This is a genomic window from Paenibacillus phytohabitans, assembly GCF_013141775.1.
Lineage (GTDB): Bacteria > Bacillota > Bacilli > Paenibacillales > Paenibacillaceae > Paenibacillus_AQ > Paenibacillus_AQ phytohabitans.
Window position 1 is genome coordinate 87,071 of sequence record NZ_WHOB01000062.1, and the last position, 23,013, is coordinate 110,083.

Annotated in this window: 20 protein-coding genes; 16 read left to right on the forward strand and 4 right to left on the reverse strand. The window is 51.8% G+C overall.

Annotated features, from left to right (window positions below; genetic code table 11):
* Positions 1-36: 36 nt before the first annotated feature.
* A complete protein-coding gene (locus GC101_RS20820; protein WP_171718810.1) occupies positions 37-1,002 on the reverse strand; it encodes an AraC family transcriptional regulator in 966 nt (321 codons plus the stop codon).
* A 216-nt stretch (positions 1,003-1,218) separates the two neighbouring features.
* Between GC101_RS20820 and GC101_RS20825 the strand changes: the two genes are divergently transcribed.
* The 8 genes from GC101_RS20825 to GC101_RS20860 all read left to right on the forward strand — a co-directional run bounded on the left by GC101_RS20825 (position 1,219) and on the right by GC101_RS20860 (position 12,895).
* Positions 1,219-2,247, forward strand: a complete 1,029-nt coding sequence (locus GC101_RS20825; protein ID WP_171718811.1) for an oxidoreductase — start codon at positions 1,219-1,221, stop codon at positions 2,245-2,247.
* The gene (locus tag GC101_RS20830) at positions 2,247-3,242 is read left to right on the forward strand and encodes an aldo/keto reductase (RefSeq protein ID WP_171718812.1); all 996 of its coding nucleotides are present in this window, start codon (positions 2,247-2,249) and stop codon (positions 3,240-3,242) included. The genes GC101_RS20825 and GC101_RS20830 overlap by 1 nt, the downstream gene beginning before the upstream one ends.
* A gap of 718 nt (positions 3,243-3,960) precedes the next feature.
* Positions 3,961-5,595, forward strand: coding sequence for a type 2 periplasmic-binding domain-containing protein (locus tag GC101_RS20835; protein ID WP_171718813.1), 1,635 nt, complete (start codon positions 3,961-3,963; stop codon positions 5,593-5,595).
* 77 nt (positions 5,596-5,672) lie between these two features.
* On the forward strand, positions 5,673-6,620 hold the full coding sequence (locus tag GC101_RS20840; RefSeq protein ID WP_047014013.1) for an ABC transporter permease: 948 nt from the start codon (positions 5,673-5,675) through the stop codon (positions 6,618-6,620).
* Positions 6,621-6,629: 9 nt separating this feature from the next.
* Positions 6,630-7,511, forward strand: a complete 882-nt coding sequence (locus GC101_RS20845; protein WP_171718814.1) for an ABC transporter permease subunit — start codon at positions 6,630-6,632, stop codon at positions 7,509-7,511.
* A gap of 38 nt (positions 7,512-7,549) precedes the next feature.
* On the forward strand, positions 7,550-8,674 hold the full coding sequence (locus GC101_RS20850; RefSeq protein ID WP_171718815.1) for a glycoside hydrolase family 88 protein: 1,125 nt from the start codon (positions 7,550-7,552) through the stop codon (positions 8,672-8,674).
* A 191-nt stretch (positions 8,675-8,865) separates the two neighbouring features.
* On the forward strand, positions 8,866-11,229 hold the full coding sequence (locus GC101_RS20855; protein ID WP_246354433.1) for a helix-turn-helix domain-containing protein: 2,364 nt from the start codon (positions 8,866-8,868) through the stop codon (positions 11,227-11,229).
* 28 nt (positions 11,230-11,257) lie between these two features.
* Positions 11,258-12,895 carry an extracellular solute-binding protein gene (locus GC101_RS20860; RefSeq protein WP_171718816.1) on the forward strand — a complete coding sequence of 546 codons (1,638 nt, stop codon included), beginning with the start codon at positions 11,258-11,260 and terminating at the stop codon, positions 12,893-12,895.
* A 64-nt stretch (positions 12,896-12,959) separates the two neighbouring features.
* Here GC101_RS20860 and GC101_RS20865 read toward each other — a convergent pair whose 3' ends face one another.
* A complete protein-coding gene (locus tag GC101_RS20865) occupies positions 12,960-13,541 on the reverse strand; it encodes an LOG family protein (protein WP_171718817.1) in 582 nt (193 codons plus the stop codon).
* Positions 13,542-13,743: 202 nt separating this feature from the next.
* Positions 13,744-15,612, reverse strand: a complete 1,869-nt coding sequence (locus tag GC101_RS20870) for a S8 family peptidase (RefSeq protein WP_171718818.1) — start codon at positions 15,610-15,612, stop codon at positions 13,744-13,746.
* Positions 15,613-16,012: 400 nt separating this feature from the next.
* On the opposite strand from GC101_RS20870, the gene GC101_RS20875 reads away from it, so the two are divergent.
* The 7 genes from GC101_RS20875 (at position 16,013) to GC101_RS20905 (ending at position 20,850) form a co-directional block, all read left to right on the forward strand.
* A complete protein-coding gene (locus tag GC101_RS20875) occupies positions 16,013-16,903 on the forward strand; it encodes an endonuclease I family protein (protein WP_171718819.1) in 891 nt (296 codons plus the stop codon).
* A gap of 20 nt (positions 16,904-16,923) precedes the next feature.
* Positions 16,924-17,922 carry a S8 family peptidase gene (locus GC101_RS20880; protein ID WP_171718820.1) on the forward strand — a complete coding sequence of 333 codons (999 nt, stop codon included), beginning with the start codon at positions 16,924-16,926 and terminating at the stop codon, positions 17,920-17,922.
* Between the two features lie 27 nt (positions 17,923-17,949).
* On the forward strand, positions 17,950-18,120 hold the full coding sequence (locus GC101_RS20885; protein ID WP_171718821.1) for a hypothetical protein: 171 nt from the start codon (positions 17,950-17,952) through the stop codon (positions 18,118-18,120).
* Between the two features lie 72 nt (positions 18,121-18,192).
* Positions 18,193-18,453: a hypothetical protein gene (locus GC101_RS20890; RefSeq protein ID WP_171718822.1), complete on the forward strand. Its 261-nt coding sequence runs from the start codon at positions 18,193-18,195 to the stop codon at positions 18,451-18,453.
* A 51-nt stretch (positions 18,454-18,504) separates the two neighbouring features.
* Positions 18,505-18,681 (forward strand): hypothetical protein, encoded by a 177-nt coding sequence (locus tag GC101_RS20895; protein WP_171718823.1) that lies wholly within the window; start codon positions 18,505-18,507, stop codon positions 18,679-18,681.
* A 15-nt stretch (positions 18,682-18,696) separates the two neighbouring features.
* Positions 18,697-19,362: a YukJ family protein gene (locus GC101_RS20900; protein ID WP_171718824.1), complete on the forward strand. Its 666-nt coding sequence runs from the start codon at positions 18,697-18,699 to the stop codon at positions 19,360-19,362.
* A gap of 75 nt (positions 19,363-19,437) precedes the next feature.
* Positions 19,438-20,850: a M14 family zinc carboxypeptidase gene (locus GC101_RS20905; protein ID WP_343049786.1), complete on the forward strand. Its 1,413-nt coding sequence runs from the start codon at positions 19,438-19,440 to the stop codon at positions 20,848-20,850.
* 68 nt (positions 20,851-20,918) lie between these two features.
* On the opposite strand, the gene GC101_RS36780 is transcribed toward GC101_RS20905, so the two are convergent.
* Positions 20,919-21,773 (reverse strand): CPBP family glutamic-type intramembrane protease, encoded by an 855-nt coding sequence (locus GC101_RS36780; protein WP_171718826.1) that lies wholly within the window; start codon positions 21,771-21,773, stop codon positions 20,919-20,921.
* Positions 21,774-22,120: 347 nt separating this feature from the next.
* Here GC101_RS36780 and licT point away from each other — a divergent pair, with 347 nt between their 5' ends.
* Positions 22,121-22,954, forward strand: a complete 834-nt coding sequence (gene licT / locus GC101_RS20915; protein ID WP_171718827.1) for a BglG family transcription antiterminator LicT — start codon at positions 22,121-22,123, stop codon at positions 22,952-22,954.
* The last annotated feature ends 59 nt before the right edge of the window (positions 22,955-23,013 follow it).

Sequence of the window (23,013 nt, forward strand, 5' to 3'; positions counted from 1 at the left end):
GTATACTTCGGGAGCGTCAGACTTCCCAATCGGCTGCTAGAACTCACCTGGGTCGATGCTTCTTCGCACAGCCCGGATATCCTTGAGCGGCGGGAGGCCGAACAGTCTGCGGTATTCGCGGCTGAACTGCGAGGCACTCTCATAGCCTACTTCCATGGCAGCAGCCGTGGCACCCATGGAACCGCTCAGCATGAGCCGTCTGGCTTCCTGGAGGCGCAGCTGCTTCTGATACTGCAACGGTCCCATTGCCGTAATGGCTTTGAACTTATGATGCAGGCCGGACACGCTTATATTATGGGCATCAGCAAGCTCATGGACGGTGAAGGAGCGGCTGTAATTCTGGTGAATCCATGCGATGGCCTGGCCGATACCTCCGGCATTCTGGTCAAAGAGCACCTCCTGCAGGAACAAATGCCCGTAATCGCCGGTCAGCAAATTGAAGATCAGCTCATGCTTGATGAGTCCGGACAGATAGACGGCTTCCCGGGGATTACCGTTGCCTGTGAGCTTCAGCAGCCGGCTGAACACCTCCAGAAGGCTGGCGTCGGCTTTGCCAATAAAGGTGGCATTATTCACCTTCTTGTCTCTGGGCTTTATGCTGATTCCGGCCTGCGTCATTACAGAGGCGATTTCCTGTGTAGTGATGTCAATGCGAAGACCGATATAAGGCATTTCCCTGGAGACCCCGGCAATTTGCGCGAAGGCAGGGAGATGGATCATGGACACCATGTAGTCTCCCGGCAGATATTCAAGACTGGTTGAGCCGTAGTGCAGCTTCTTCATGCCTTGTAGGATCAGACAAAAGGAAGGCGTTAAGACACTTGGAATCAGCGGGGTTATCCGGCTGTTGCGGGAAATCGAAAGATACGGGATCACAGTGGGATGGCGTCCGTCCGCAAGGGTGATTTTCTCAGTCTGCGCGATGATCCCGGCGATCTGCTCCTGATGATTACCGGTACTCTGTCCAGGAGCGGAGCGGGTCTCGAGCTGTTGCTCTGTCATTGTACATCCCGCCTTCCTGTTTATATAGGTTCAGTTCTCTCTAGCCTGTACTGTTAGTGTACAGTATAGCCGTAACTTGTACGGAAGCAATAGGCAGAATGGGATGGTAAAAGAGTGATTGCAGCTTTAGGCAAGTTTTAGGCAGAAACGGTCTATGATGTCTATGGAGGGCAAGCGATAATAGCCTTGAGATGTTATTCAAGGAGGTCCTGGATCATGACAGTTAACCAGCAACAACCTATCGGCTCCGGTTTTGGAGCCTCCACAACTGCCGAGGAGATTCTGCACGGCACAAACCTCAGCGGCGTCACTGCCATTATTACCGGCGGATACTCCGGGATTGGGCTCGAAACGGTGCGCGCACTGGCTTCGGCCGGTGCAGAGGTCCTTGTCCCGGCGCGGGATACCGCCAGAGCGGGAGCTGCACTTGCCGGAATAGACAATGTCAGAATTGGGCGGATGGATCTGATGGACCCGTACTCCATTGATGATTTCGCAGCACTGTTTCTTGCCACAGGCCAGCCGCTGCATATACTGATTAACAGTGCGGGTATTATGGCTGCTCCCCTGGTGCGCGATAAGAGGGGATACGAGTCTCACTTCTCTACCAATCATCTGGGACACTTTCAGCTGACGGCCCGTCTATGGCCCGCTCTGCGTCAGGCCGAGGGGGCTAGAGTCGTCTCGGTATCTTCATGGGGACACCGGCAATCCCCGGTCATATTTGAAGATCCGAACTTCGTACACCGCAGCTATGACCGCATGTCCGCCTACGGCCAGTCGAAGACGGCCAATATTTTGTTCGCGCTGGCGCTGGACAAGCGCGGCAGGGACGAAGGCGTACGTGCCTTCTCCGTTCATCCGGGCAGCATCGCCGGTACGGGCCTCGAGGAGCATCTGTCCTTCCAAGAACTTCAAGCCGCCGGTGTGATTGACGGAGCTGGCAACCCTATTCTAGATCCTTCGCGGAATCTCAAAACAGCACAGCAGGGGGCAGCGACCAGTGTATGGTGCGCGTTAAGCCCGCAGCTGGAAGGGAGGGGCGGCGTCTACTGTGAGAACTGCGATATTGCCCCGCTGGTGGAGAATGCCGAAGCTGTCACCCGTAACGAGGCTGCCCGCCGTATCGGCTCATTGGCACTTGGCGTGATGCCGCACGCAGTCGACCCTGAAGCGGCGGACCGCCTCTGGAGCCTGAGTGAGCAGCTGACGAATGTGGAATTCACAATTGGAGGGGAGGAATAATGACACTGCACACACGCAAGCTTGGCAGTCAGGGGCTGGAGGTACCCGCCATCGGCCTGGGCTGCATGGGAATGAGTCAATCCTATGGACCGGCGGATGAGGGTGAGTCCAATGCCACACTGCACCGGGCCATTGAACTCGGCTGTAATTTCTTCGACACGGCCCAGGGATATGGTCCCCTTACGAATGAAGAATTGCTCGGCCGGGCATTCAAGGGCCGCCGCAGCGAAGTCATCTTAGCAACCAAGTTCGGCTTCCGGTTCAAGGACGGCAAGCAGGTCGGTGCCGAGAGAGCCAGCCGGCCGGAGGAGATCCGCGAGGCGGTAGAAGGCTCGCTTCTGCGGATGGGCACCGACTATATTGATCTGCTCTATCAGCACCGCATTGATCCGGCTGTGCCTATCGAAGAGGTAGCCGGAACAGTAGGTGATCTGGTCAGAGAGGGCAAGGTACGTTACTTCGGCTTGTCCGAAGCGGGTGCCCGCAACATCCGCCGCGCCCATGCGGTTCATCCGGTATCTGCGCTGCAGAGTGAAAATTCGCTATGGGAGCGTAATCTGGAGGCGGATATCATTCCTGTGCTGCGCGAGCTGGGCATCGGGCTCGTACCGTTCTGCCCGCTGGGGCGGGGATTCCTGGCAGGAGGGGTGAAACGTTCGGAAGAGTATGCCGAAGGCGATACCCGCCGCGCCGATCCCCGCTACCAGGGGGCCAATTATGACGCTAACCTGAAGGCTGCGCAGATTGTGCATGAACTCGCTGCACTGAAGCAGGCGAAGCCCGCACAGATCGCGCTGGCCTGGATCCTGCATAAGAGTGCAGATTTCGTGCCGATTCCCGGCACGAAACGCCGGAAATACCTTGAAGAGAATGTGGCCGCGGGCAGCCTCGCGCTTAATCCGGCCGAGATGAAGCGGCTGGACGATGCATTGGCGCCGGGGACAATCTCCGGGCAGCGTTACCCCGACTGGATTATGGCAACGATTGACCGCTAAGACGTATCATAAGCGATATCCCCGTTAGAACCGCCCTGCATGATGGCAGCTGATGCCTTCATTATGCAGGGCGGTTTTTCATGAAATTTAAGAAATCTGACAGTTGAGCAAAAATTGCTGAGCATTTGGTGATAATCCAAGCTTTTATTTTATACGTAGTACCAACTCATCTTTTGTCCCTGAAAATAGACCCCGCATGGAGAAATTAGAGGGATAAATCCCTCTAATTTGGCCCGGAAGCGGGCTATGGGGGAAATTAGAGGGATAAATCCCTCTAAATTGGCCAGCCGCAGGCTATGGGAGAAAATTAGAGGGATAAATCCCTCTAAATTGGCCCGGAAGCGGGCTATGGGGGGGAATTAGAGGGATAAATCCCTCTGAATTGGCCCGGCAGCAGGCTATGGGAGAAAATTAGAGGGATAAATCCCTCTGAATTGGCCGGCAGCAGGCTATGGGAGGAAATTAGAGGGATAAATCCCTCTGAATTGGCCGGCAGCAGGCTATGGGAGGAAATTAGAGGGATAAATCCCTCTAATCCCTCCAGAAATGCCCAAAATGGCGCTGTCAGAGCGATTTTGCCCATTGCATTGGAGAAATTGTCACTGCAGCAGCCGGAAATCAGCATACAATCCCTGTTTTCGCCCATATCGTAAGCCCTGCCCATTCGTTAATCTGTGGAAGAGATGCATCTCACCACACCTTATTCGGAGGTCATGTAATGAAAAGACGGTTAACATCTGCACTGATTCTTATGATGCTCGCAGCATCGCTCTCCGCCTGTTCTTCTAATAATGCGGCGGCGGGCAACAACGGCAATACAGGCAACACGGCCAATGATACCGAAGCAAGTGGGCCGGTCACTTATCCGATCCAGACGGACGAGAAGCTCTCCTATTGGGGGGAAATCAATGGCAATCTGATCAGTGTTGCGGCGACGCATGATGAAATTCCTTTTTTCCAGGATTGGCAAAAGCAAACCGGCGTTCCGCTGAAGTTCACGGCCCCGCCGACCGGCCAGGTCAAAGAAGCGCTTAATGTCATGCTGGCTTCGGGCGATCTGCCGGATATGATTGAGTACAACTTTTTGGGCGACTTTCCGGGGGGGCCTGAGAAAGCGATCAATGACGGATACATTCTGAAGCTGAATGATCTGATTGACAAGCATGCGCCGAATCTGAAGAAATATCTGCAGGATCATCCGGACATTGACAAGATGGTCAAGACGGACAGCGGCAGCTATTATGCGTTCCCTTTTATCCGGGGGGATGAGTTCCTGCGCGTGTTCCAGGGGCCGATTATCCGCAAGGACTGGCTGGATGAGCTGGGCCTGCCGGTGCCGGAGACCATTGATGACTGGACCAAGACCCTGACCGCCTTTAAGGAGAAAAAAGGGGCGGCCGCACCGTTCTCCGTCGTCAGCAAGCCGCGTTTCTTCAATGAATCCGGCAACGGCGCCTTCCTGGGGGCTTTCGGCGTGACCCGCGGCTTCTATCAGGAAGACGGCGCGATCAAGTTCGGCCCTGCCGAGAGCGGCTTCAAGGAATACCTGAAGCTGTTCCGCCAGTGGTATGCGGACGGCCTGCTGGACAAGAATATCGCCACCTCAGATTCCAAAGCACTGGACGGCAACATGGCTTCAGGAGAGACCGGCGCATCCGTAGGCAACGCGGGCGGAGGGATCGGCAAATGGCAGCCGCTGGTCGAAGGCAATGATCCGAAGGCTGTGCTGGTCGCCGCACCTTATCCGGTGCTGAACAAAGGCGAAACGCCTAAGTTCGGACAGAAGAGCCAGGCCTATGCCTCCGAAGGAACGGTAGCCATCACAACCTCAGCCAAGGACCCGGTGCTCGCCGTGGAAATGCTGGATTACGGCTACAGCGAGGAAGGCCATCTGTTCTTCAACTTCGGTACGGAGGGCGTCAGCTACAATATGGAGGATGGCTATCCGAAATACACCGACCTGCTGCTGAAGAATCCGGACAAGCTGGCTCCGGCGCAGGCGATTTCGAAGTATGCCCGCGGCAGCTACAACGGTCCGTTTGTCCAGGATCAGCGTTATGCCGAGCAATTCTTCGCCCTGCAGACCCAGCGTGACGCGGTGGGCATCTGGAAGAACACGGATGCGGACAAATACAATCTGCCGCCGATTACACCGACTCCGGAGGAGAGCTCCGAGTATGCGACGATTATGAATGATATCAATACGCTGGTGGATGAAATGACGCTGAAGATTATCCTCGGCCAGGAGCCGCTGGAGAAGTATGAGAGCTACGTGGACAAGATGAAGTCGCTGAAACTGGACCGTGCGATTGAAATCCAGAAGGCAGCACTGGACCGCTATAACGCCAGATAATGGCCGGATAACAATGGGCTGAGGGCGGAAGCCCTCGCTCAACCCTGGATTTGAGGTGAAACAGCCGCATGGCAAAAATGCAAACCGGCGCAGCACAAAGAGCCCTGGCACCTGCGCGGACGACAAACCGTTTTCTCCGTGATTTCCGGATCAACAAGTACCTGTATCTGATGATGATTCCGGTCATCGCTTATTATTTTATTTTTCATTATGCCCCCATGTACGGTGCACTGATTGCCTTCAAGGAATATTCGCCGATGAAGGGCATTCTCGGGAGCGACTGGGTCGGACTGAAGCATTTTCACGATTTCTTCAACAGCTATTACTTCTGGCGGATTCTGAAAAATACGCTGGTCATCAGCTTCTACTCCCTGATCTTTGAATTTCCCGCGCCGATCATTCTGGCCCTGCTGATCAACGAGATCCGCAGCAAGTCATTCAAACGGGTGGCCCAGACGATCACCTATATGCCCTATTTCATTTCACTCGTAGTCATTTGCGGAATTATTACCGACTTCACGAACGCTGACGGTGTGATCAACGGGCTGTTTACGTTCTTCGGCTATGACGGGCAGGCCATGCTGCAGAAGCCGGAGTTATTCCGTCCCATCTACATCCTCTCGGAGATCTGGCAGCGGATCGGCTGGGAGTCAATCATCTATATTGCCGCCCTGATGAGCATTGATGTGGAGCAGTATGAGGCGGCGCGGATGGACGGAGCCAGCCGGATCAAGCAGATGTTCTATATCACACTGCCAGGCATTCTGCCGACCATCTCTATTATGCTGATTCTCCGGATGGGGAATCTGCTGAATGTCGGTTTCGAGAAGATCATCCTGCTGTACAACCCGATCACGTATGAGACAGCCGATGTGATCTCGTCCTTCGTCTACCGCAAAGGGCTGCTTGAATTCGGCTGGAGCTACAGCTCTGCCGTAGGCTTGTTTAATTCGGTAATCAACCTGTTCCTGCTGATTACCGCGAATTACGTGAGCCGTAAAGTCAACAAAAATAGCTTGTGGTGAGGTGAACCCGTGAAGGAACAAAGCTCTCTTTTCGATAAAATCTTCTATGCCGGCATCTACGTGCTGCTGGTCTTTCTGATCATCGTTACGCTCTATCCGCTGCTGTATGTGCTGTTCGCATCCTTCAGTGACGCCGGCCAGCTGATGGTGCATAAAGGCATCCTGTGGCGTCCGCTTGGCATCAGCTTCGATGCATACCGGAGCGTGCTGGCCAATTCGGGCATTCTGACCGGATACCGCAATACACTGTTTATCGTCGTGGCCGGACTTGCCGTGAATCTGGTGTTGACGGCCCTGGGCGCCTACGTGCTGTCCCGCAAAAATGTGCTCTGGAACAATACGTTTATGCTGCTGATCCTCTTTACGATGTTCTTTAACGGCGGGCTGATCCCCATGTATCTTGTGGTTAAGGGAGTGGGGCTGCTGGATTCACTGTGGTCTACGATTCTGCCCTTCTCCATCAGCACGTTCAATCTGATTATCATGCGCACGGCCTTCATGGGCATTCCCGACAGCCTAGAGGAATCGGCCAAAATCGACGGGGCTAATCATTTCACGATTCTGTTCCGCATCATTATTCCGCTCTCCATGCCGGTGATTGCCGTTATGATCCTCTATTATGCCGTCGACAAGTGGAACGGCTGGTTCTATGCCTCTGTATTCATCAGGAGCAGGGAGCTGTACCCGCTTCAGCTGGTGCTCCGGGAGATTCTGATCGCGAATTCTACGGACAGCATGTCAGCAGGAGCCAGCGCCGGCGACCGCCAGCAGATTGGCGAGACGATCAAATACGCGACGATTATGGTCGCCACGGTACCGATCCTGTGCGTGTATCCTTTTGTGCAGCGTTTCTTTGTCAAAGGGGTCATGGTCGGCTCTGTTAAGGGCTGACGGCAATCCCCAATCCACTATTGAAAAGGAGACTGGTTATGGCAGCAATCCAGCAGTTACTTGATATTCCTGTCCTCTGGGAGAAGCTGGAACATAAAACAGAGCAGATGCTGACGCTAATCGGCGGTAAATCGCCGCATGTTGCCAAGGATAACGGCAAATATGACGATCAGCGGCTGGACTGGTGGACGTCGGGCTTCTGGCCCGGCATTCTGTGGATTATGCATGACATGACCGGCAGAGCCGCTTACCGCGAAGCGGCCTGGAACTGGGATGAACGGCTCGAACGGCTAACGCTGGCCCCGAATTCCTTCGATCATGATGTCGGTTTTCAGTTTTTGCCGACGGCTGTAATCAAGCACACGCTGACTGGTGATCCGGATGCCCTGCGGCGGGGCTTGTCCGCAGCGGACTTTCTGGCGGGACGCTACAATTTGAACGGCAGGTTCATCCGGGCCTGGAACGGCGACAAAACGGGCTGCTCCATCATCGACACCTCGATGAACCTGTCCCTGCTGTTCTGGGCTTCGCGGCAGACCGGCGATCCCCGGTACGCCCAGATCGCGCAGGCGCACGCCGAGACCGTGCTTAAGCATTTCATCCGCGAAGACGGCTCGGTTAAACACATCGTCAGCTTCGATCCGCATTCCGGCGAAGTCCTGGAGGTGCTGGGCGGCCAGGGCCATGCACCGGACTCCGGCTGGAGCCGGGGAACTGCCTGGGCACTCTACGGCATGGCGAATACTTACCGCCATACGGGGGACAAGACGTTCCTGCATGCGGCCCGGCGCGTAGCCCATTTCTTCCTCGCCCACCTGCCGGAGGATCATGTGGCCCATTGGGACTTCCGGGCAGGCAGCAGCCTGGACGGTGAACCGCGGGATACTTCCGCAGCAGCTTGTGCGGCATCAGGGCTGCTGGAGCTGGCGGAGAGCTTGTCCGCTGTAGACGGAAGAGTCTACCGGGAATCCGCAGAACGGATACTGAAGTCCCTGTATGAGCACTATGGAACGTGGGAAGATGCAGAGCATGAAGCGATCCTTCTGCATGGTACGGGGCACAAGCCTGCCGGAGACAATGTGGATGTGTCGCTGATCTACGGAGACTATTTCTTTGTCGAGAGTATGGCCAGGCTGGCGGGCTGGAAGCACCGTATTTTCTAGTGCGGGCCCGCTCTGCCCATGTGTGTACCAGCCTGTCAGGCAATCTATCAGAACACCCGAAATGGCACCGGCCGTTCGGGTTGTTTCTGATTTTGTCTATCGGTTTCTACTTTTTAACCATTCCCTCTTCAGAGATGGCCGTTATAATAAGGTTACGCTGAATCCAAAACATACAGATATGAGGGGTCTTCTTGAATTTTAAATATTTGTGGGAGAAACGGAAGAGTATTATCGTGACCTGGCTTGTTTCCTACAGCGCTGTGCTGGTTGTACCAATGGCAGTCAGCCTGCTGGTGTACATGCAGTCCAGCCAGGCACTGAAGAGCGAAATTCACCGTGCCAACGACTCCATGCTAAGGCAGGTCCGGTATACGATTGATACCCAGATTGATTTAATGAAACGGCTGAATATGGAGATTACCTGGAACACCAAGCTTCAGGATCTGATGTATTCGAGCAAATCCTCCGGCGATGCCCAGTTCACCGCCTATCAGCTGGCCAAGGAATTCCGGATGTACCAGACCTCTTACGCGTCAATTGATGAGTTCTATGTAACCTGGGAGCAGGAGGCGGCTGTCATCCGGCCGGGCAATGTACGCGATTTCGCAACCGCTTTCAACACTATTCATAACACAGGAACTATGAATTATGGACAGTGGCTGGAGAATATTCATCAATCGGCCAATAACCGTTTTCTGCTGCTGCCGCATCTCGATTCCGCTGAACCCCGGACCGGAATCGCCTATCTGATCCATCTGCCCAAGGATCTGAACGGGCGGGAGACGGGGACGGTTGTGGTTATGGCGGATACCGGCAGGTTTCAACAAGCGATTGAGAGTATCTCCGGCTTCAGCGGCGGACAGGTGCTCATCCTGAATGAAGAGAATGAAGTGCTGCTCTCCAATCTGCCGGTATCGATCAATCAGGACAGCCTGCTGAAGCATTTGCCGCCGGACGGCAGCCGGATGGTCAATATGCCAGCGAGAGACGGCGATTCGGAGCTGTTCTATATTCAATCCTCCGTCTCCAAACTGAAATATGTGCTGGTGATTCCAAGCAGCATCTATTGGGAGAAGGCGGAGTATGTCCGGAGATTCACCTATATCAGCCTGTTCATCAGTCTGCTGAGTGCCGGAGTCTTAACCTGGTTCTTCATGCGCCGCAATTATTCGCCGATCCAGAAGCTCGTCCAGCTGCTGACGGACAAGAATTCCCATGAAGAACGGACCGACTGGAATGAGCTGAGCTTTATTCAACGGGCCATCTCGAATACGAGGAGAGAGAAGGAGACCATCGCGCTGCAAATGCAGATCCATCAGCATGTGCTGCGCTCCAATATGCTCAACCGGCTGCTGAAAGGGAAGATGGATACCCTCCTTCCTTACGAAGAAGCCCTGAAGTCCTTCGATATTCAGCTGCGCTCGGATGATTTCGCGGTGATCCTGTTCGTGGTGGAGAATAGCGAGAGCCTGTCGGCCCAGCTGCCGGGCATTGACCTGAATGAGAAGAACAAGCTGGTCCAGTTCATCATCAGCAATGTGGTGGAGGAGCTTGCAGGCCATTATCATCACGCCGGTTACATGGTCGAAGTGGATGAGATGATGGTATGCCTAGTGAATTGCGGAGAGCCGGAATCCGCCCTCTTCAGAGAGGATCTGGCCACCATTGCCGCTGAAGCACAGCGGTTCCTGAGCAGCTATCAGATGGATCTTACCGTATCCATCGGAGGCATCCATTCCTCTCTGCCCGGGATTGCCGAAGCCTATCGTGAAGCCGTCGATGCCATGGCGTATAAGATGGTGCTCGGCAAGCAGGAGATCATAACCTATGACGAGATCCGCAGTGAACAGGCGGATCATCCGCAGACCGGATACTACTACCCGCTTCAGGTCGAGCAGCAGATTATTAATATGATCAAGGTTGGCGACTTTGAGCAGGCGACCCGGCTGATCAGCGAGGTGACGGACCGCAATTTCAATCAGCCTATCACCTCGCTTACCCTCGCCAGATGCCTGATCTTCAATCTGGCCGGAACCATGGTCAAGGCGGTCAATGAGCTAGGCGGCGGGGACAACAGCCTGCTCGGGGACAATCCGCTGTGGCTGGACAAGATTATTGCCTGTGACACCATTCTGGAGATGAAGGCAGAGCTTCAGACGCTGCTCGCCGAGGTATGCGCCTACGCTGCGGCCCGGCTGGAGCAGAACGTATCCCATGAACGGGCCGAATCGCTGCGTGATCTGGTGGTGAAGGTAACGGAGCATATTGAAGAGCATTACAGCGACTCGAATCTGAGTGTTAATCTGATCGGCGAGCACTTCAATCTGAAGGGCAGCTATCTGTCCAAGCTGTTCAAGAATCAGACGGGGGAAGGCGTTCTGGATTACATCAACAAGTACCGGATCGGACAGGCCAAGGCCATGATCCGGGCCAGACAGGGATCAATTGCCGACATTGCCAAGCTGGCAGGCTATAATGAGGCAGCGACCTTTATCCGGGTATTCAAGAAATATGAAGGGATTACTCCGGGCAAATACAAAGAGATCAATGGATAAATTAACGAAGCGGACGGGGGATTAACCAATGCGGATCAAGAGAAGTAGCAAGTCTGTCCTACTGTTGCTTCTGAGTCTGATGCTGTTGACATCCTGCAGGGAATGGAGTCCACAGGCAGATCAGACGCAGCAGGTACCACCGCCGTCAGCAGCGGAGGTCCTTCCCGGAGCAGACGGTTATCCGTTACAGACGGACAAGACGCTGACCTATTGGGCGGAGCTGAACGGCAACGCCGGGAACATTAAGCCTACCTTCCAGGAGGTGCCCTTCTTCCAGGAATGGCAGCGCCGCACCGGGGTGAAGCTGGACTTCATCCAGCCTCCGGCGAATCAGGCCAAGGAGGCGATCAATGTCCTGCTGGCTTCAGGTGAACTGCCGGATATGCTGGAATATGAATGGGCCAGCTTCCCGGGCGGCCCCGAGAAGGCGATCAGCGACGGATATATTCTGCGGCTGAATGATGCAATCGAGAAGTATGCGCCTAACCTGCGGCGGTATTTGAGCCAGCATCCGGAGATCGACAAGCAGGTGAAGACGGACAATGGCAGCTATTATGTCTTCCCGTTCATCCAGGGAGATGATCCGCTGCTTACCTACCAGGGGCCGATTATCCGCCAGGACTGGCTGGATGAACTGAATCTCCCGGTCCCGGCTACCATTGATGACTGGCATACGGTGCTGAGGGCGTTCAAGGACAAGAAGGGGGTTGCCGCCCCGCTTACATTCCTGGGAGTGCCGAATCCGTTATTCGGAATTGAGAGCGGTGCTTTCGTTGGCGCCTACGGGATTAAGAAGGGATTCTATCTTGACCAGGGAGAAGTGAAGTATGGACCCGTCGAGCCCGGCTATAAATCTTTTTTGGCCTTATTCCGGAACTGGTATGCAGAGGGCCTGATTGATAAAAATATCGCGACCGTGGATACGAAGACGCTCGATGCCAATATGATCTCCGGCAGAAGCGGGGCCAGTATATGGAATGCCGGAGCCGGAATAGGCATGTGGCAGCCTGCAATCAAGGACCTGTGGCCGGAGGCGAAGTTTGTTCCGGCACCTTATCCGGTTCTGCATAAGGGAGAGAAGCCGAAGTTTGGTCAAAGGGCTAACGCTTATATGGGCAGCGGAGGCGTAGCGATCTCAAGCGGCAGCAGGAATGTGGAGGAAGCCGTCCGGATGCTGGATTACGGCTACAGCCCTGAGGGACATCTGCTCTTCAACTTCGGAATGGAAGGCACAAGCTATGCCATGAAGGACGGTTACCCGAAATATACGGATCTGATTATGCATAACCCGGATAAGCTGGCTCCGTCGCAAGCCCTTGCCATGTATACCCGTGCCAGCTACTTCGGGCCATTCGTCCAGGATGTCCGGTATCTGGAGCAATACTATTTCCTGCCGGAACAGAAGGAGGCGGTGCAGATCTGGTCGGACACTGATGCCAGGAACACCATGCTTCCGCAAATCTCCAAGACGGAGAAGGAGAGCACCGAGTTCTCCGCCATCATGCTGGATGTGACGACGCTTGTGGATGAGATGTCCCTGAAAATTATTTTTGGCATTGAGCCGCTGGACAGCTTCGATGATTATGTAGCCCAGATTAAGGCGCTGGGTATTGACAGGGCGCTTGAGATTCAGACAGCGGCGCTTACCCGGTATATGAAACGGTAGAACAAACCCCCTGCAGAGAGGCTCTCGCAGGGGGTTTACTATGCTCAATCACAATATGTGTCAATCAAGTCCGCTCATCCGTAAGATATTTCTTCACCGGAGGCGGACTATAATCAGCCAATTGCTGCAGAATTCCCTCCGCAGTCGTATCGTTCAGCATGATGGAATGCTGTTTCTCCTGCATGAACTTCTCCTGGACCATGTTGCCAAACAGGGCAATCAGCGGATCGTAATAACCGTTGACGTTCAGCAGCCCGCAGGGCTTCTGGTGCAGACCGAGCTGCGCCCACGTGAAAATCTCGAAATACTCCTCCATCGTGCCCGGCCCGCCCGGCATGGCAATGAATCCGTCGGCAAGCTCAGACATCTTCAGCTTCCGTTCGTGCATGGAGTCCACCATAATCAGTTCGGTCAGACGGGTGTGCTCGATTTCTCTTTTTTTGAGAAAATGGGGCAGAACCCCGATCACACGTCCCCCCGCCTGCATTACGGCATCAGCAATCGCGCCCATCAGGCCGACAGTGGCTCCGCCATAGACCAGTGTGATGCCCCGTGCAGCCAGCTCTTTGCCCAGAGCAACAGCATACTCCTTGTATACGGGCGAAGCTCCATCATTCGAACCGCAAAAAACAGCGATACTCTTCATATAATGCTGACTCTCCTTTGCCTAAGTATCTGAAAATAGCTTCATGTATGATGTTGCAACTGTATCTACTTCAAAGATACCACACGATGTCGTGCGGTAGAAGGATATGCTCAATGTTTAACTCTGTATTACATTCATTTTACATAAGAGTCCTATGTACAACAGGAGCCAACCAATGTTGTTGGCTCCTTTGCGGATGAGCTTAATGGACAGGCGTTAATTCGCCGACTAATTGAACGGCTTTAGCAGCATCAATGCGTCCAAAGCCATAACGGTCATGCCAGCTGCCCGACATAGGTCTTGCGGATTTGCGGAGAATCTCGTGGATTTCTTCACTGGATAAAGAAATGCCGTGGGCCAACGCTTCTGCGAGCATCAGGGCAATAATACCGGTTACTGCCGGGGCCGCCATGCTGGTGCCCATCATAGGAGTAACACCATCTATTGATCCCGATTTAGCGGCCATAACTTTGAATTTCACAGGTTCATCTTGGGTTTCATTTCCTCCAGGTGCGCTGATCTCGGGCTTTTGTCTTCCGTCCCGTGTCGGGCCGGCGCTGGAGAAGAAGGAAAGTGGTGTGCCTGCTTCTTTGGCGCTGTATGAACCGACAACGACCGTTTTTTTGCCGCAGCAGATTGAACCGAGGGTATGGGTATTATCCAGCGGTTCCTCGAAATGGGATTGGCCAAAATCATCCCGTTCAATCCAGGCATGATATTTCCCTGACCGGATCTTCTCTCCGCGCAGTCTAAGTGTCCATGCACCGGCCGGTAAACCTCTCTCCATGAAGATATTGATGACATTGTCACCGTTGTTCGGATCTTGTTTCCGGTGGGAGATGAAGATCAGGATTTCATTCCGGTTCCCGACCGCCTGGTGAGTCGTACCGAGCTTAACCTCACCGAGGTTCTGCCCATCCGGGGTGATTAACTGGCAGGAGAATTCATCTTCTGCATCGTACCAAAGCTCGATTTCATTAGAAGTACGGTCTGATTTTTCCACGATCCAGCTGAGATCCTTCACCTCATTCTGGCGGATTGTGCCACTGGCGTGTATGCCGTCAGTATAAGAGTTGCTGGCAGCCAATACGATGGCCCGATTGTTAGCAGCACTTAGGAGTGTATCGAATCCGACCTCAACCAGAGAAGTGCCGTCATGCGGGCCGCCATTGGTGCCCAGGCTTATATTGGTGACACACGGCCGGTCTCCGGCGAGCTTATAGATGTATTGCAGAGCCTCCAGCAGATGCACTGAACTCCCGAAATCCCCTTTTACCGCGTCAGGTCCCGACCATGGAACATCCTCGGCATTCAATTGCACAAATACGATATCTGCCTGAGGAGCAGGACCGGGTGTGTTGGTTCCGTTACCGTTGCCCGCAGCAGTATCCATAACGTGGGTTCCGTGCCAATCTTCAATATCATCTTTAGGATCAGGAAGGTGTAACGCCGCGAACGGAGCATCTGTTTGCAGAGCACGGCTTAACTGCTCTTGCGAGTACACCTTGCCATATCCAAACTCAGTGTCACTAGAGGCAATGGCCGTCTGATCCCAGTAGCTGAGAATCCGGCTTGTCCCGTCTGAATGGATGAAGTTCTTATGGGTAAAGTCACATCCATCATCTACAATCCCGATGACGACGCCTTTCCCGCCGTTGCTTTTAGTATTTTGATTCAGCAAATCCGCCCGGGCTTTAGTTTCTTCAATGGTCTTAAAGAGCTGGGGCTTTAACAATTGTGATGCCTTCAAGCTCATTACGGCCGGTGATTTGCGGATCTGCTCAATTTGGTCTGCGGCAATCCGGGCGGTGACGAGCCGTACATTCTTCTGCTCCTCAGGCACGCTGCCCAGGTCGGCAATTTGCCGGACTCCGGACAGGTTTTTCCACGCCTCAATATCCTTTACCTTAGCGATAACCGCGATTTCACGGGCATCTGCTGTCTCCGCTGATTCTGCGTTGAACAAATGCGGATGAGCCTCTTTGTGTTCACTTTGATTGAAAGCAATGACCCGCTGCAGTCTTGGATCAAGGTTAGCGGGGATCTCATTCGTGGTTTCTTTGAGTTTCATGTCATGTCTCCTTTAGCTGGCTAGTGTGCCGGAAAATACAACGTCCATATACTTTCACTAATTTGAATTTTTATAAAATCCATTATATTCAAGCAGAGACGTCATAAGGGGTGTGAAGAGTACAGCATGAAAATTATGGTCTTTTATACACGGTCATTCTGATTAAATACATAAATAGATAATGATAAAAAACAAATATGTAAATAAAAGTAAGTATCATCGAGTGAACGTTTTCACATAATAGCTCCGTTCCTTTTGGAGGTACCAGAGAAAATATAAACAGTTAGGGGTGAGCAACGCTTCAGGTGATACAGGCTTGAGCGTGGAGGGGTCAAGGGGCAGGGCTGGGCTATGAGGTCGTCGATGCATTTGATTTCTAAACTACAAGGAGATGTTAACTATGGGGACTTCAATTCGTTCAAATGATCAGTCAAGTACAGCAAGCAAGCTGCAAACGCTGGATGCCAATCTGGAGAGATTCAGTGCCGATGCCAATGCGTATTATGACGCTGTCAGGGATAAGGCCAAAGTGGAACAGTATTATGCCCGTTTGAACCGGAATGAACCGGATGGAAAGGTATTGTTCAAAGCATTAACCCAGTTGCTGGAGGAGACACATACTGAGAAGGTCCGTTACAACAAAAGTGACGATTATCTGAAAACCTCAGTAGACCTGCACGACGACGGACTTCTGCGAAGCATTTATTCCGGCAAAGAAGCCGAACCACATAAGGTTATTGAGGAAGATGCAGCTATGGTTGTTGCTGCGGGTGGCGTAAGTTCTACCGGACATATACTAAACGTTGAGCATGTGGTTCCGCAATCCTGGTTTAATGAAGTTGAGCCGATGCGTGGTGACTTACATCATTTGTTCTATTGTGAAGAAAAATGCAACTCATTCAGAGGAAATAAAAGATATGTCGATTTTGCCGACTACAATCCCGATGAGTTCAGAACAGATACAGTGCGGGGAGAATGCGGCAAAGGTGTCGGTGGTGACGGGGCGCTTGACGGCGAATTCGAACCTGAGTACGCCAAAGGCGTGGTAGCGAGAGCAATGCTCTATTTCATTCTCCGCTATCCGAAAGGTATTGAATCAAAGCACGTCAAAAAGCAAGACATAAATGTACTCCTGAAATGGCATAAGGACTTCCCGCCCAACCTGAAATACGAAAAGCACAGAAATCAGGAGATCTTTGCAATCCAGGGCAACCGGAATCCCTTTATTGATCTCCCTGAATTGGCTGACCGGATCGATTTCAGTGTGTATAAGCCGTCTTATAATAATTAAAACAGAGTGGGGGTTACACAATGTCTGCAATAAGTACGCTCACAAGCGATGCCGTAGAGCTTCAGCCTTTTCAAGCCGATGACGTAACGCGCCATATCAAAGAAATCCCCAAGGGGGTGCAGATGATCCAGGCTCCGGCTTTTTGGGAGAAAGGTAAATATGGCAAAGGTGTAAAAATTGCTGTTCTGGATACCGGCTGCGACAAAGACCACCCGGATCTGAAGGACAGGATTACCGGGGGCTGGAACTTCACCGATGATGACGGGGGCACCAAAGAAAGCTACAAGGACTACAATGGGCACGGCACCCATGTGGCCGGAACCATTGCTGCTACCAAGAACGACAAGGGCGTCGTCGGAGTCGCACCGGAAGCGGATCTGCTGATTCTGAAGGTACTGAACCGCAAAGGGAGCGGCCGTCCGGAATGGATCGCAGAAGCGATTGATTACGCCATTAAGCAGCAGGTCCAAATCATCAATATGTCCTTCTCTGCCGGAGCTGGTCATGATGGCATGCATGAAGCTATTAAACGGGCAGTAGGTGAAGGCATCATCGTAGTCTGCGCAGCTGGAAACAGTGACCGGAATGAGAAACGCTACCCGGCAGCATACAATGAATGCACTTCTGTAGGCGCGGTTGATTTTAGCGGAGAGCACGCCGAGCTCCTGACGAAGAATAATGAGGTAGACCTGACTGCCCCCGGTGTTAATGTGCTGTCCTGTTATCCCCTTGATCTGGTCCCTGACCGTAATGAACCCTATAAAGTAATTTCAGGTACCTCGATGTCTTCTCCGCATGTCGCTGGGGCATTAGCCCTTGTGCTCAACTATTATCAAAGTGAATCCCAATTCAACCGCAAGTTAACTGAAGATGAGTTATATGCGCAGATTGTCAGATGTACTTTGCCGCTGGGCAGTTCCAAAGCAGCTGAAGGTAACGGCTTGCTCTTTCTGACCGCACCGGAGCTGCTGGCCGAGTATTGGAGAAACAATAAACCGGATTTGAACTCATATTCATAATCCGCACCCTGACAAGGAGGTCCAATCATGCCCGAAGGAATGTCCTTTGAATTCAAGCTTTTCCTTGACCCTAAGCAGGTGCTGGCGGGAGATGGACAGTTGCTTCCCAAGATAGCGGGGCTATCCTTTGAACTCAAGGACAAAATGCAAATTCACCTGCTCGATACGCCTGAGTTGAAGCTTTATGAGACAGGGTAGATTGTCCGTAGCCGTTTCAAGGAAGAGAAATGGGAGCTTACCTACAAGAGACGGATCAGGGATTATCCGGATATGCGTAGCGCTATGGAACAAGCGGTGCAGGAAGGATTTACACTTGCAGAATACGAACTTGAAGTCGAGTGGGGGTACAAGAAGCAAGCGTTATCTCTGGCAAAAGACTTTGACATTGCTCTGGAAGACAAGCCTGAGGGACAATGGAGGCAGCTAATCCTGGACAAGGCCCCGCAGCCTTTTAAAGATAGCAGTGTCTTCAAGTCTATAGCAGATACCCGGGTGATGGGTCCTATCCGGTCCGAGAAATATAAAAGTTAGTGGGAACAGGAGAAAGTTCACCTGGAAGTCTGGACCCTCGGGGCAGAGCGCATGGCTGAAGCAACAATGAAAATAAAGAACGCCACCGAAGCCGAAGCAGCGGACAAGCATCAACAATTCATTACTCTGTTTAAAGAGGCTAAGCTGCTGCTCGAGCAGGATATGTCCAAAACCAAATGGGCACTTGAGCGGTTGAAGCAAGCACATACAACACAAACTACACACTAAAAAGGAGCGATTATTATGCCGCTGAATCCATACGGAGTGTTAAAAGGAAAGATCATCAGAGGAATACCTGCACCACCCACAGGTGACAGCACCCCGCATTATCATGCAGTAGTCAAGGCTGACGGCAGAGAATACAAATTAGCCATCAACGTTCAATCCAGAGAGACTCCTTCGGAGCTGTTATATCTGGTCGGTGATCAGTTCCATTCGGAGCAAATCACCCATTTGCAGGGGCTGAACGATGGCTTTACAAAAATCGGTAAATCCAACCGTGAAATTGCTTTGGATTACATCCGTGGCGGACTGTTTGACCCCTCCAAGATGGTTGCACTTCCATATAATGAAAACGGTCCTGACAATGATCTGAATGAGAAGCTGGATGCTTATCTGCAACGTGCCATCAAGGATGAAACAGCTGAAATTTATGTATACGGTGAGCCTTTCCCGGGCGGTATTCACAACATTCATATGAATCAAGGGAACGTTGAGCAATACAGAAAAGACGACGGCATCTGGCAGGATGGCGGAATTGTGATTCATTTCGAGCAGGAGGACAAATGGCTCGGCCTGTTCCTCGCCTTCCAGTCGCAGTCGTGGTGCACAGACGACCAGGGCCATATGGAACGGCCGGTTAGCAAGTGCAGTCATAAAACCGTTAAGATTGCCGAAGTGTCGAGATAACTGTATGAAGGACCAGCAATCATGCTGGTCCTTCACCTCATTATTGAACCCGAAGCAGAAGAAAGGGTGATAAAAGTGAAAGTAGTACAAGCGGTTATTCATGCTTCATCGCTGGAAAAATTGCATGAGCTGGAGAATTACAATCTGGATCTGGCAAGAAGCAGTGCCAAGCAAATCACAGAGGCAGAGTATTCCGTCTCCGGGATTCTGTCTGCAGAACAGGCGGAGCTCTTGAAGAAAGAGGGCTACACTCTGGAGATCGAGCTGGATGCTACAGATATTCCTGCTCAGCGACTACAGGAGGTTTACCATGGAAACCGGTTAGAGTCCGAATCCCAAGCCGCGAATTTCACAGCTGAGTCGGTGCGGGGCGGTTATATGACTGTGGACGAAATCGATAATACATTGCTGCAGCTTAGCCGGCAAAACCCGGGGCTGGTCTCGCTGATCACTCTCCCTAACCGGACGTGGGAGGGGCGGACATGCCGTGCGGTTAAGCTCAGTGCTGCCCGACAACAAGCCAGAGTAAAACCGGCCATTCTGATTACTGGTAATGTGCATGCGCGCGAGTGGGGTGGTTCTGACATTTGCATTAACTTGTTAACCAAGCTCACCCAGGCCTATACAAGCAGGCAGCCCATCCAGTATGGGAACAAAAGCTTTACTTATGAACAAATTAAGCAGGCGCTGGAATCTGTAGACCTGATTATCTTTCCGGAGGTTAATCCGGATGGCAAGGTGTATTGTCAGGAAAACCATGGTCAAGATTCATTGAATGATCAGCTGGCGGGTAATGGCTTCTGGTGGCGGAAGAACCGCCGGCCTGATGAGAACGGGAGACCGATGGGCGTTGATTTGAACCGGAATTTTGATTTCTTGTGGGGCAGTACAATCGGTACCTCAGCAGATAAAAACAGTCTGGTTTACCTTGGACCAGCCCCATTCTCCGAGCCGGAATCGCAGAATATCAAGTATCTTCTGGATACGTATCCGCAAATCCGCTTCTATGTAGATATTCACAGCTTTGGAGAGAAAATTATGTACAACTGGGGGGATGACAATAACCAAACCACTGACCCCGGCCAGAATTTCTTGAATCATCAGTATGACGGAATGCGTGGAACTACTGAGTTTATGAGGGACAGCTACAAAGAATACATTACGCCGCAGGATGAGAAACTGGAACGGGAACTTGGGAACCGGATGAACTCAGCGTTACAAGCTGTTCGAGGCAAGTCCTATAAGGTTGAAGAGTCGGCCCAATTGTATTATACCAGCGGGACGACGCAGGATTATGCCTACAGCCGTCATTTAAGCGACCCATCCAAGCCTAAGATTTACAGCTATACTTTTGAATTTGGTATCACCTTTGTCCCTCCTTATGAAGAGATGCAGCTCATCATTGCTGATGTGAGTTCTGCGTTAACGGAGCTGACTTACGCGGTATCCCAGATAAATGCACTAGAGCCTGTTCGCCCGGGTAATTAGAACCCATTAAGCAAGACCCTGCAGCTTCAGTCCGCAAACAGGGTCTTGCTTTTTTTACAGTTAAAACGTCAATAATGTATCACGGATTTCCGGTTATGTACTTTCTTTCTCCGCAGCAGGAGAAGAATTCCGATAGCAAAGCCCATACAGGTAAGCGATGCAGTGGTAGCGTAGCTGTTAGACCAGATCACCAGATTCACATTCAGCAGCGAGTGGACGCCCACTACGATGAACAGATTCCGGGTCAGGACATAGAGGAGTGCAAACAGCATCCCGAGAATGACCAGCTGGATAAAATCATACACAAACTCCATTCCGTGAAGACCGCCGTAAATCCGGTTCGGGATATGCATGAGGGCAAAGACCGTTTGCGAGATGAGCATCGCCTTAACTATGCGGGAAGAAGGCTTACCCGTTCCAGACAACCAATGATGAATCTGCACAAAAAGGAAGCCGCGGAAGATAATCTCCTCCAGCAAGGCATTGCCGAACAATTGTCCGAGTAAAGCGCCCAGAAACAGATTCGGAAAGTTGGCAAGGTCCTGATTCCATGTAAGTGCTGTACCGGCAATGAGATTAATGCAGGCACTCATTACATTGACAGCCAGCCAGAACACAAATGTCCATAGGCATCCGGCCAGCAGCTTCTCCCGTCTCAGTCCCAGATCCCGCAGCGGAATCCGGACCATTACCCATAAATAAATAATGACAATTACCATGAGACCGAGCAGTCCTGCGCATAACGTGGCATTTATCCACCCGTGGGTCAGCCGGTTAATGCCATCGAAGGTCCCCTTTTCAAAGAAAAGGAGGTTCACTGTCATCGCGAAAATAATCTCCAGAATAATAAGGCCAAAGATAAACCAGGCTGAAATACGTTTTCCGGTAAAAATCCCTGCATGTTCCCCTGTCTTAAGCTGCACCTAAGTAACACTCCTTTGAATGAAGAAAAATTTACCAGTTAATCCCTCCCCATTACTATATTGGCTATGCAATGGTTTCACTGTCACAGAAGTCACAACAGTCACAGAAGTCATTGAGGTCACACCGCTGCACTGCTACAATCCTGCCACTCATAAAAAGAGCACTGCTATGGGCATAATTAGCAAAGCAGATTTCTGATAATTACGGTTGACACCGTTTTCAGCATATGTTAAATTGTTTCCGAGGCTTGTTACCGGTAATGCGGGCAAAACCACAATGGGAATGATTGATTCGTTTCCGTTGTTGTTTTGCCCTTTTTTATTCCTCAAAAGCAGGTGGGTCGAAAGTGATAATCAAACAGATTTTTAACAATAATATCGTCAGCACCGTGGATGATAAGGATCAGGAGCTGCTTATCCTCGGCCGGGGTATCGGTTTCCAGTTCCGGGCGGGCGACCCGATTGACGAGGCGCGGATTGAGAAAGTCTTCCGGCTTCAGGATTCCTCCATCTATGAGCGCTTCAAGGCGATTGTTACAGAAATGCCGGTTGAAATCCTGCAAGTGACAGATGATATTGTAAGTCTGGCGCGCATGCAGCTGAATAAGCAGATCAGTGACGGGATTTATGTATCGCTGTCGGATCATATCCATTTCGCTGTGCAGCGGATGGAGCGGGAGCAGATTGTCCGCAACCCGTTATCCTGGGAGGTACAGCATTTCTACAAAGCCGAGTACGATGTGGCGAAGGAAGCACTGACGATTCTGCGGGAGCGGCTGGGGATTGATTTTCCCAAGGATGAGATCTGCAATATCGCGCTGCATTTCATCAATGCCGAAGTCAATGATTCGATGAACGATGTGACGCATCTGATGCAGCTGCTGCAGGAGATTATGAACATTATCAAATATCATTTTGGCATGGATTTGGACGAGGACAGCGTCAACTATTTCAGATTCATTACGCATCTCAAATATTTCTGCCAGCGGGTCATCACCCATACCAGCCATGACGATACCGAGGAGTATTTGTACAAGGTGGTTAAGAAGAATTATCCGGACACCTTCAAATGCATCCGCAAGATTGAATCTTTTATCCTGAAGAACTACGAGTACGTCATGACCCATTCCGAGCAGCTCTATCTGACCCTGCATCTGGAGAGGCTGATGAAAACCAAATAACAAGGGGCTTGTTACTGTTCAATCAGGCAAAACCCGAATGAAAACCGGCATGCGTATCT

Excerpts from the sequence above, each read along its gene's own strand:
- GC101_RS20890 (WP_171718822.1), top strand. The coding sequence starts at position 18,193 with ATGCGTAGCGCTATGGAACAAGCGGTGCAGGAAGGATTTACACTTGCA.
- GC101_RS20850 (WP_171718815.1), top strand. The coding sequence starts at position 7,550 with ATGGCAGCAATCCAGCAGTTACTTGATATTCCTGTCCTCTGGGAGAAG.
- GC101_RS20875 (WP_171718819.1), top strand. The coding sequence starts at position 16,013 with ATGGGGACTTCAATTCGTTCAAATGATCAGTCAAGTACAGCAAGCAAG.
- GC101_RS20825 (WP_171718811.1), top strand. The coding sequence starts at position 1,219 with ATGACAGTTAACCAGCAACAACCTATCGGCTCCGGTTTTGGAGCCTCC.
- GC101_RS20895 (WP_171718823.1), top strand. The coding sequence starts at position 18,505 with ATGGCTGAAGCAACAATGAAAATAAAGAACGCCACCGAAGCCGAAGCA.
- GC101_RS20900 (WP_171718824.1), top strand. The coding sequence starts at position 18,697 with ATGCCGCTGAATCCATACGGAGTGTTAAAAGGAAAGATCATCAGAGGA.
- GC101_RS20880 (WP_171718820.1), top strand. The coding sequence starts at position 16,924 with ATGTCTGCAATAAGTACGCTCACAAGCGATGCCGTAGAGCTTCAGCCT.
- GC101_RS20820 (WP_171718810.1), bottom strand. The coding sequence starts at position 1,002 with ATGACAGAGCAACAGCTCGAGACCCGCTCCGCTCCTGGACAGAGTACC.
- GC101_RS20830 (WP_171718812.1), top strand. The coding sequence starts at position 2,247 with ATGACACTGCACACACGCAAGCTTGGCAGTCAGGGGCTGGAGGTACCC.
- GC101_RS20885 (WP_171718821.1), top strand. The coding sequence starts at position 17,950 with ATGCCCGAAGGAATGTCCTTTGAATTCAAGCTTTTCCTTGACCCTAAG.
- GC101_RS20835 (WP_171718813.1), top strand. The coding sequence starts at position 3,961 with ATGAAAAGACGGTTAACATCTGCACTGATTCTTATGATGCTCGCAGCA.
- GC101_RS20840 (WP_047014013.1), top strand. The coding sequence starts at position 5,673 with ATGCAAACCGGCGCAGCACAAAGAGCCCTGGCACCTGCGCGGACGACA.
- GC101_RS20870 (WP_171718818.1), bottom strand. The coding sequence starts at position 15,612 with ATGAAACTCAAAGAAACCACGAATGAGATCCCCGCTAACCTTGATCCA.
- GC101_RS20865 (WP_171718817.1), bottom strand. The coding sequence starts at position 13,541 with ATGAAGAGTATCGCTGTTTTTTGCGGTTCGAATGATGGAGCTTCGCCC.
- GC101_RS20860 (WP_171718816.1), top strand. The coding sequence starts at position 11,258 with ATGCGGATCAAGAGAAGTAGCAAGTCTGTCCTACTGTTGCTTCTGAGT.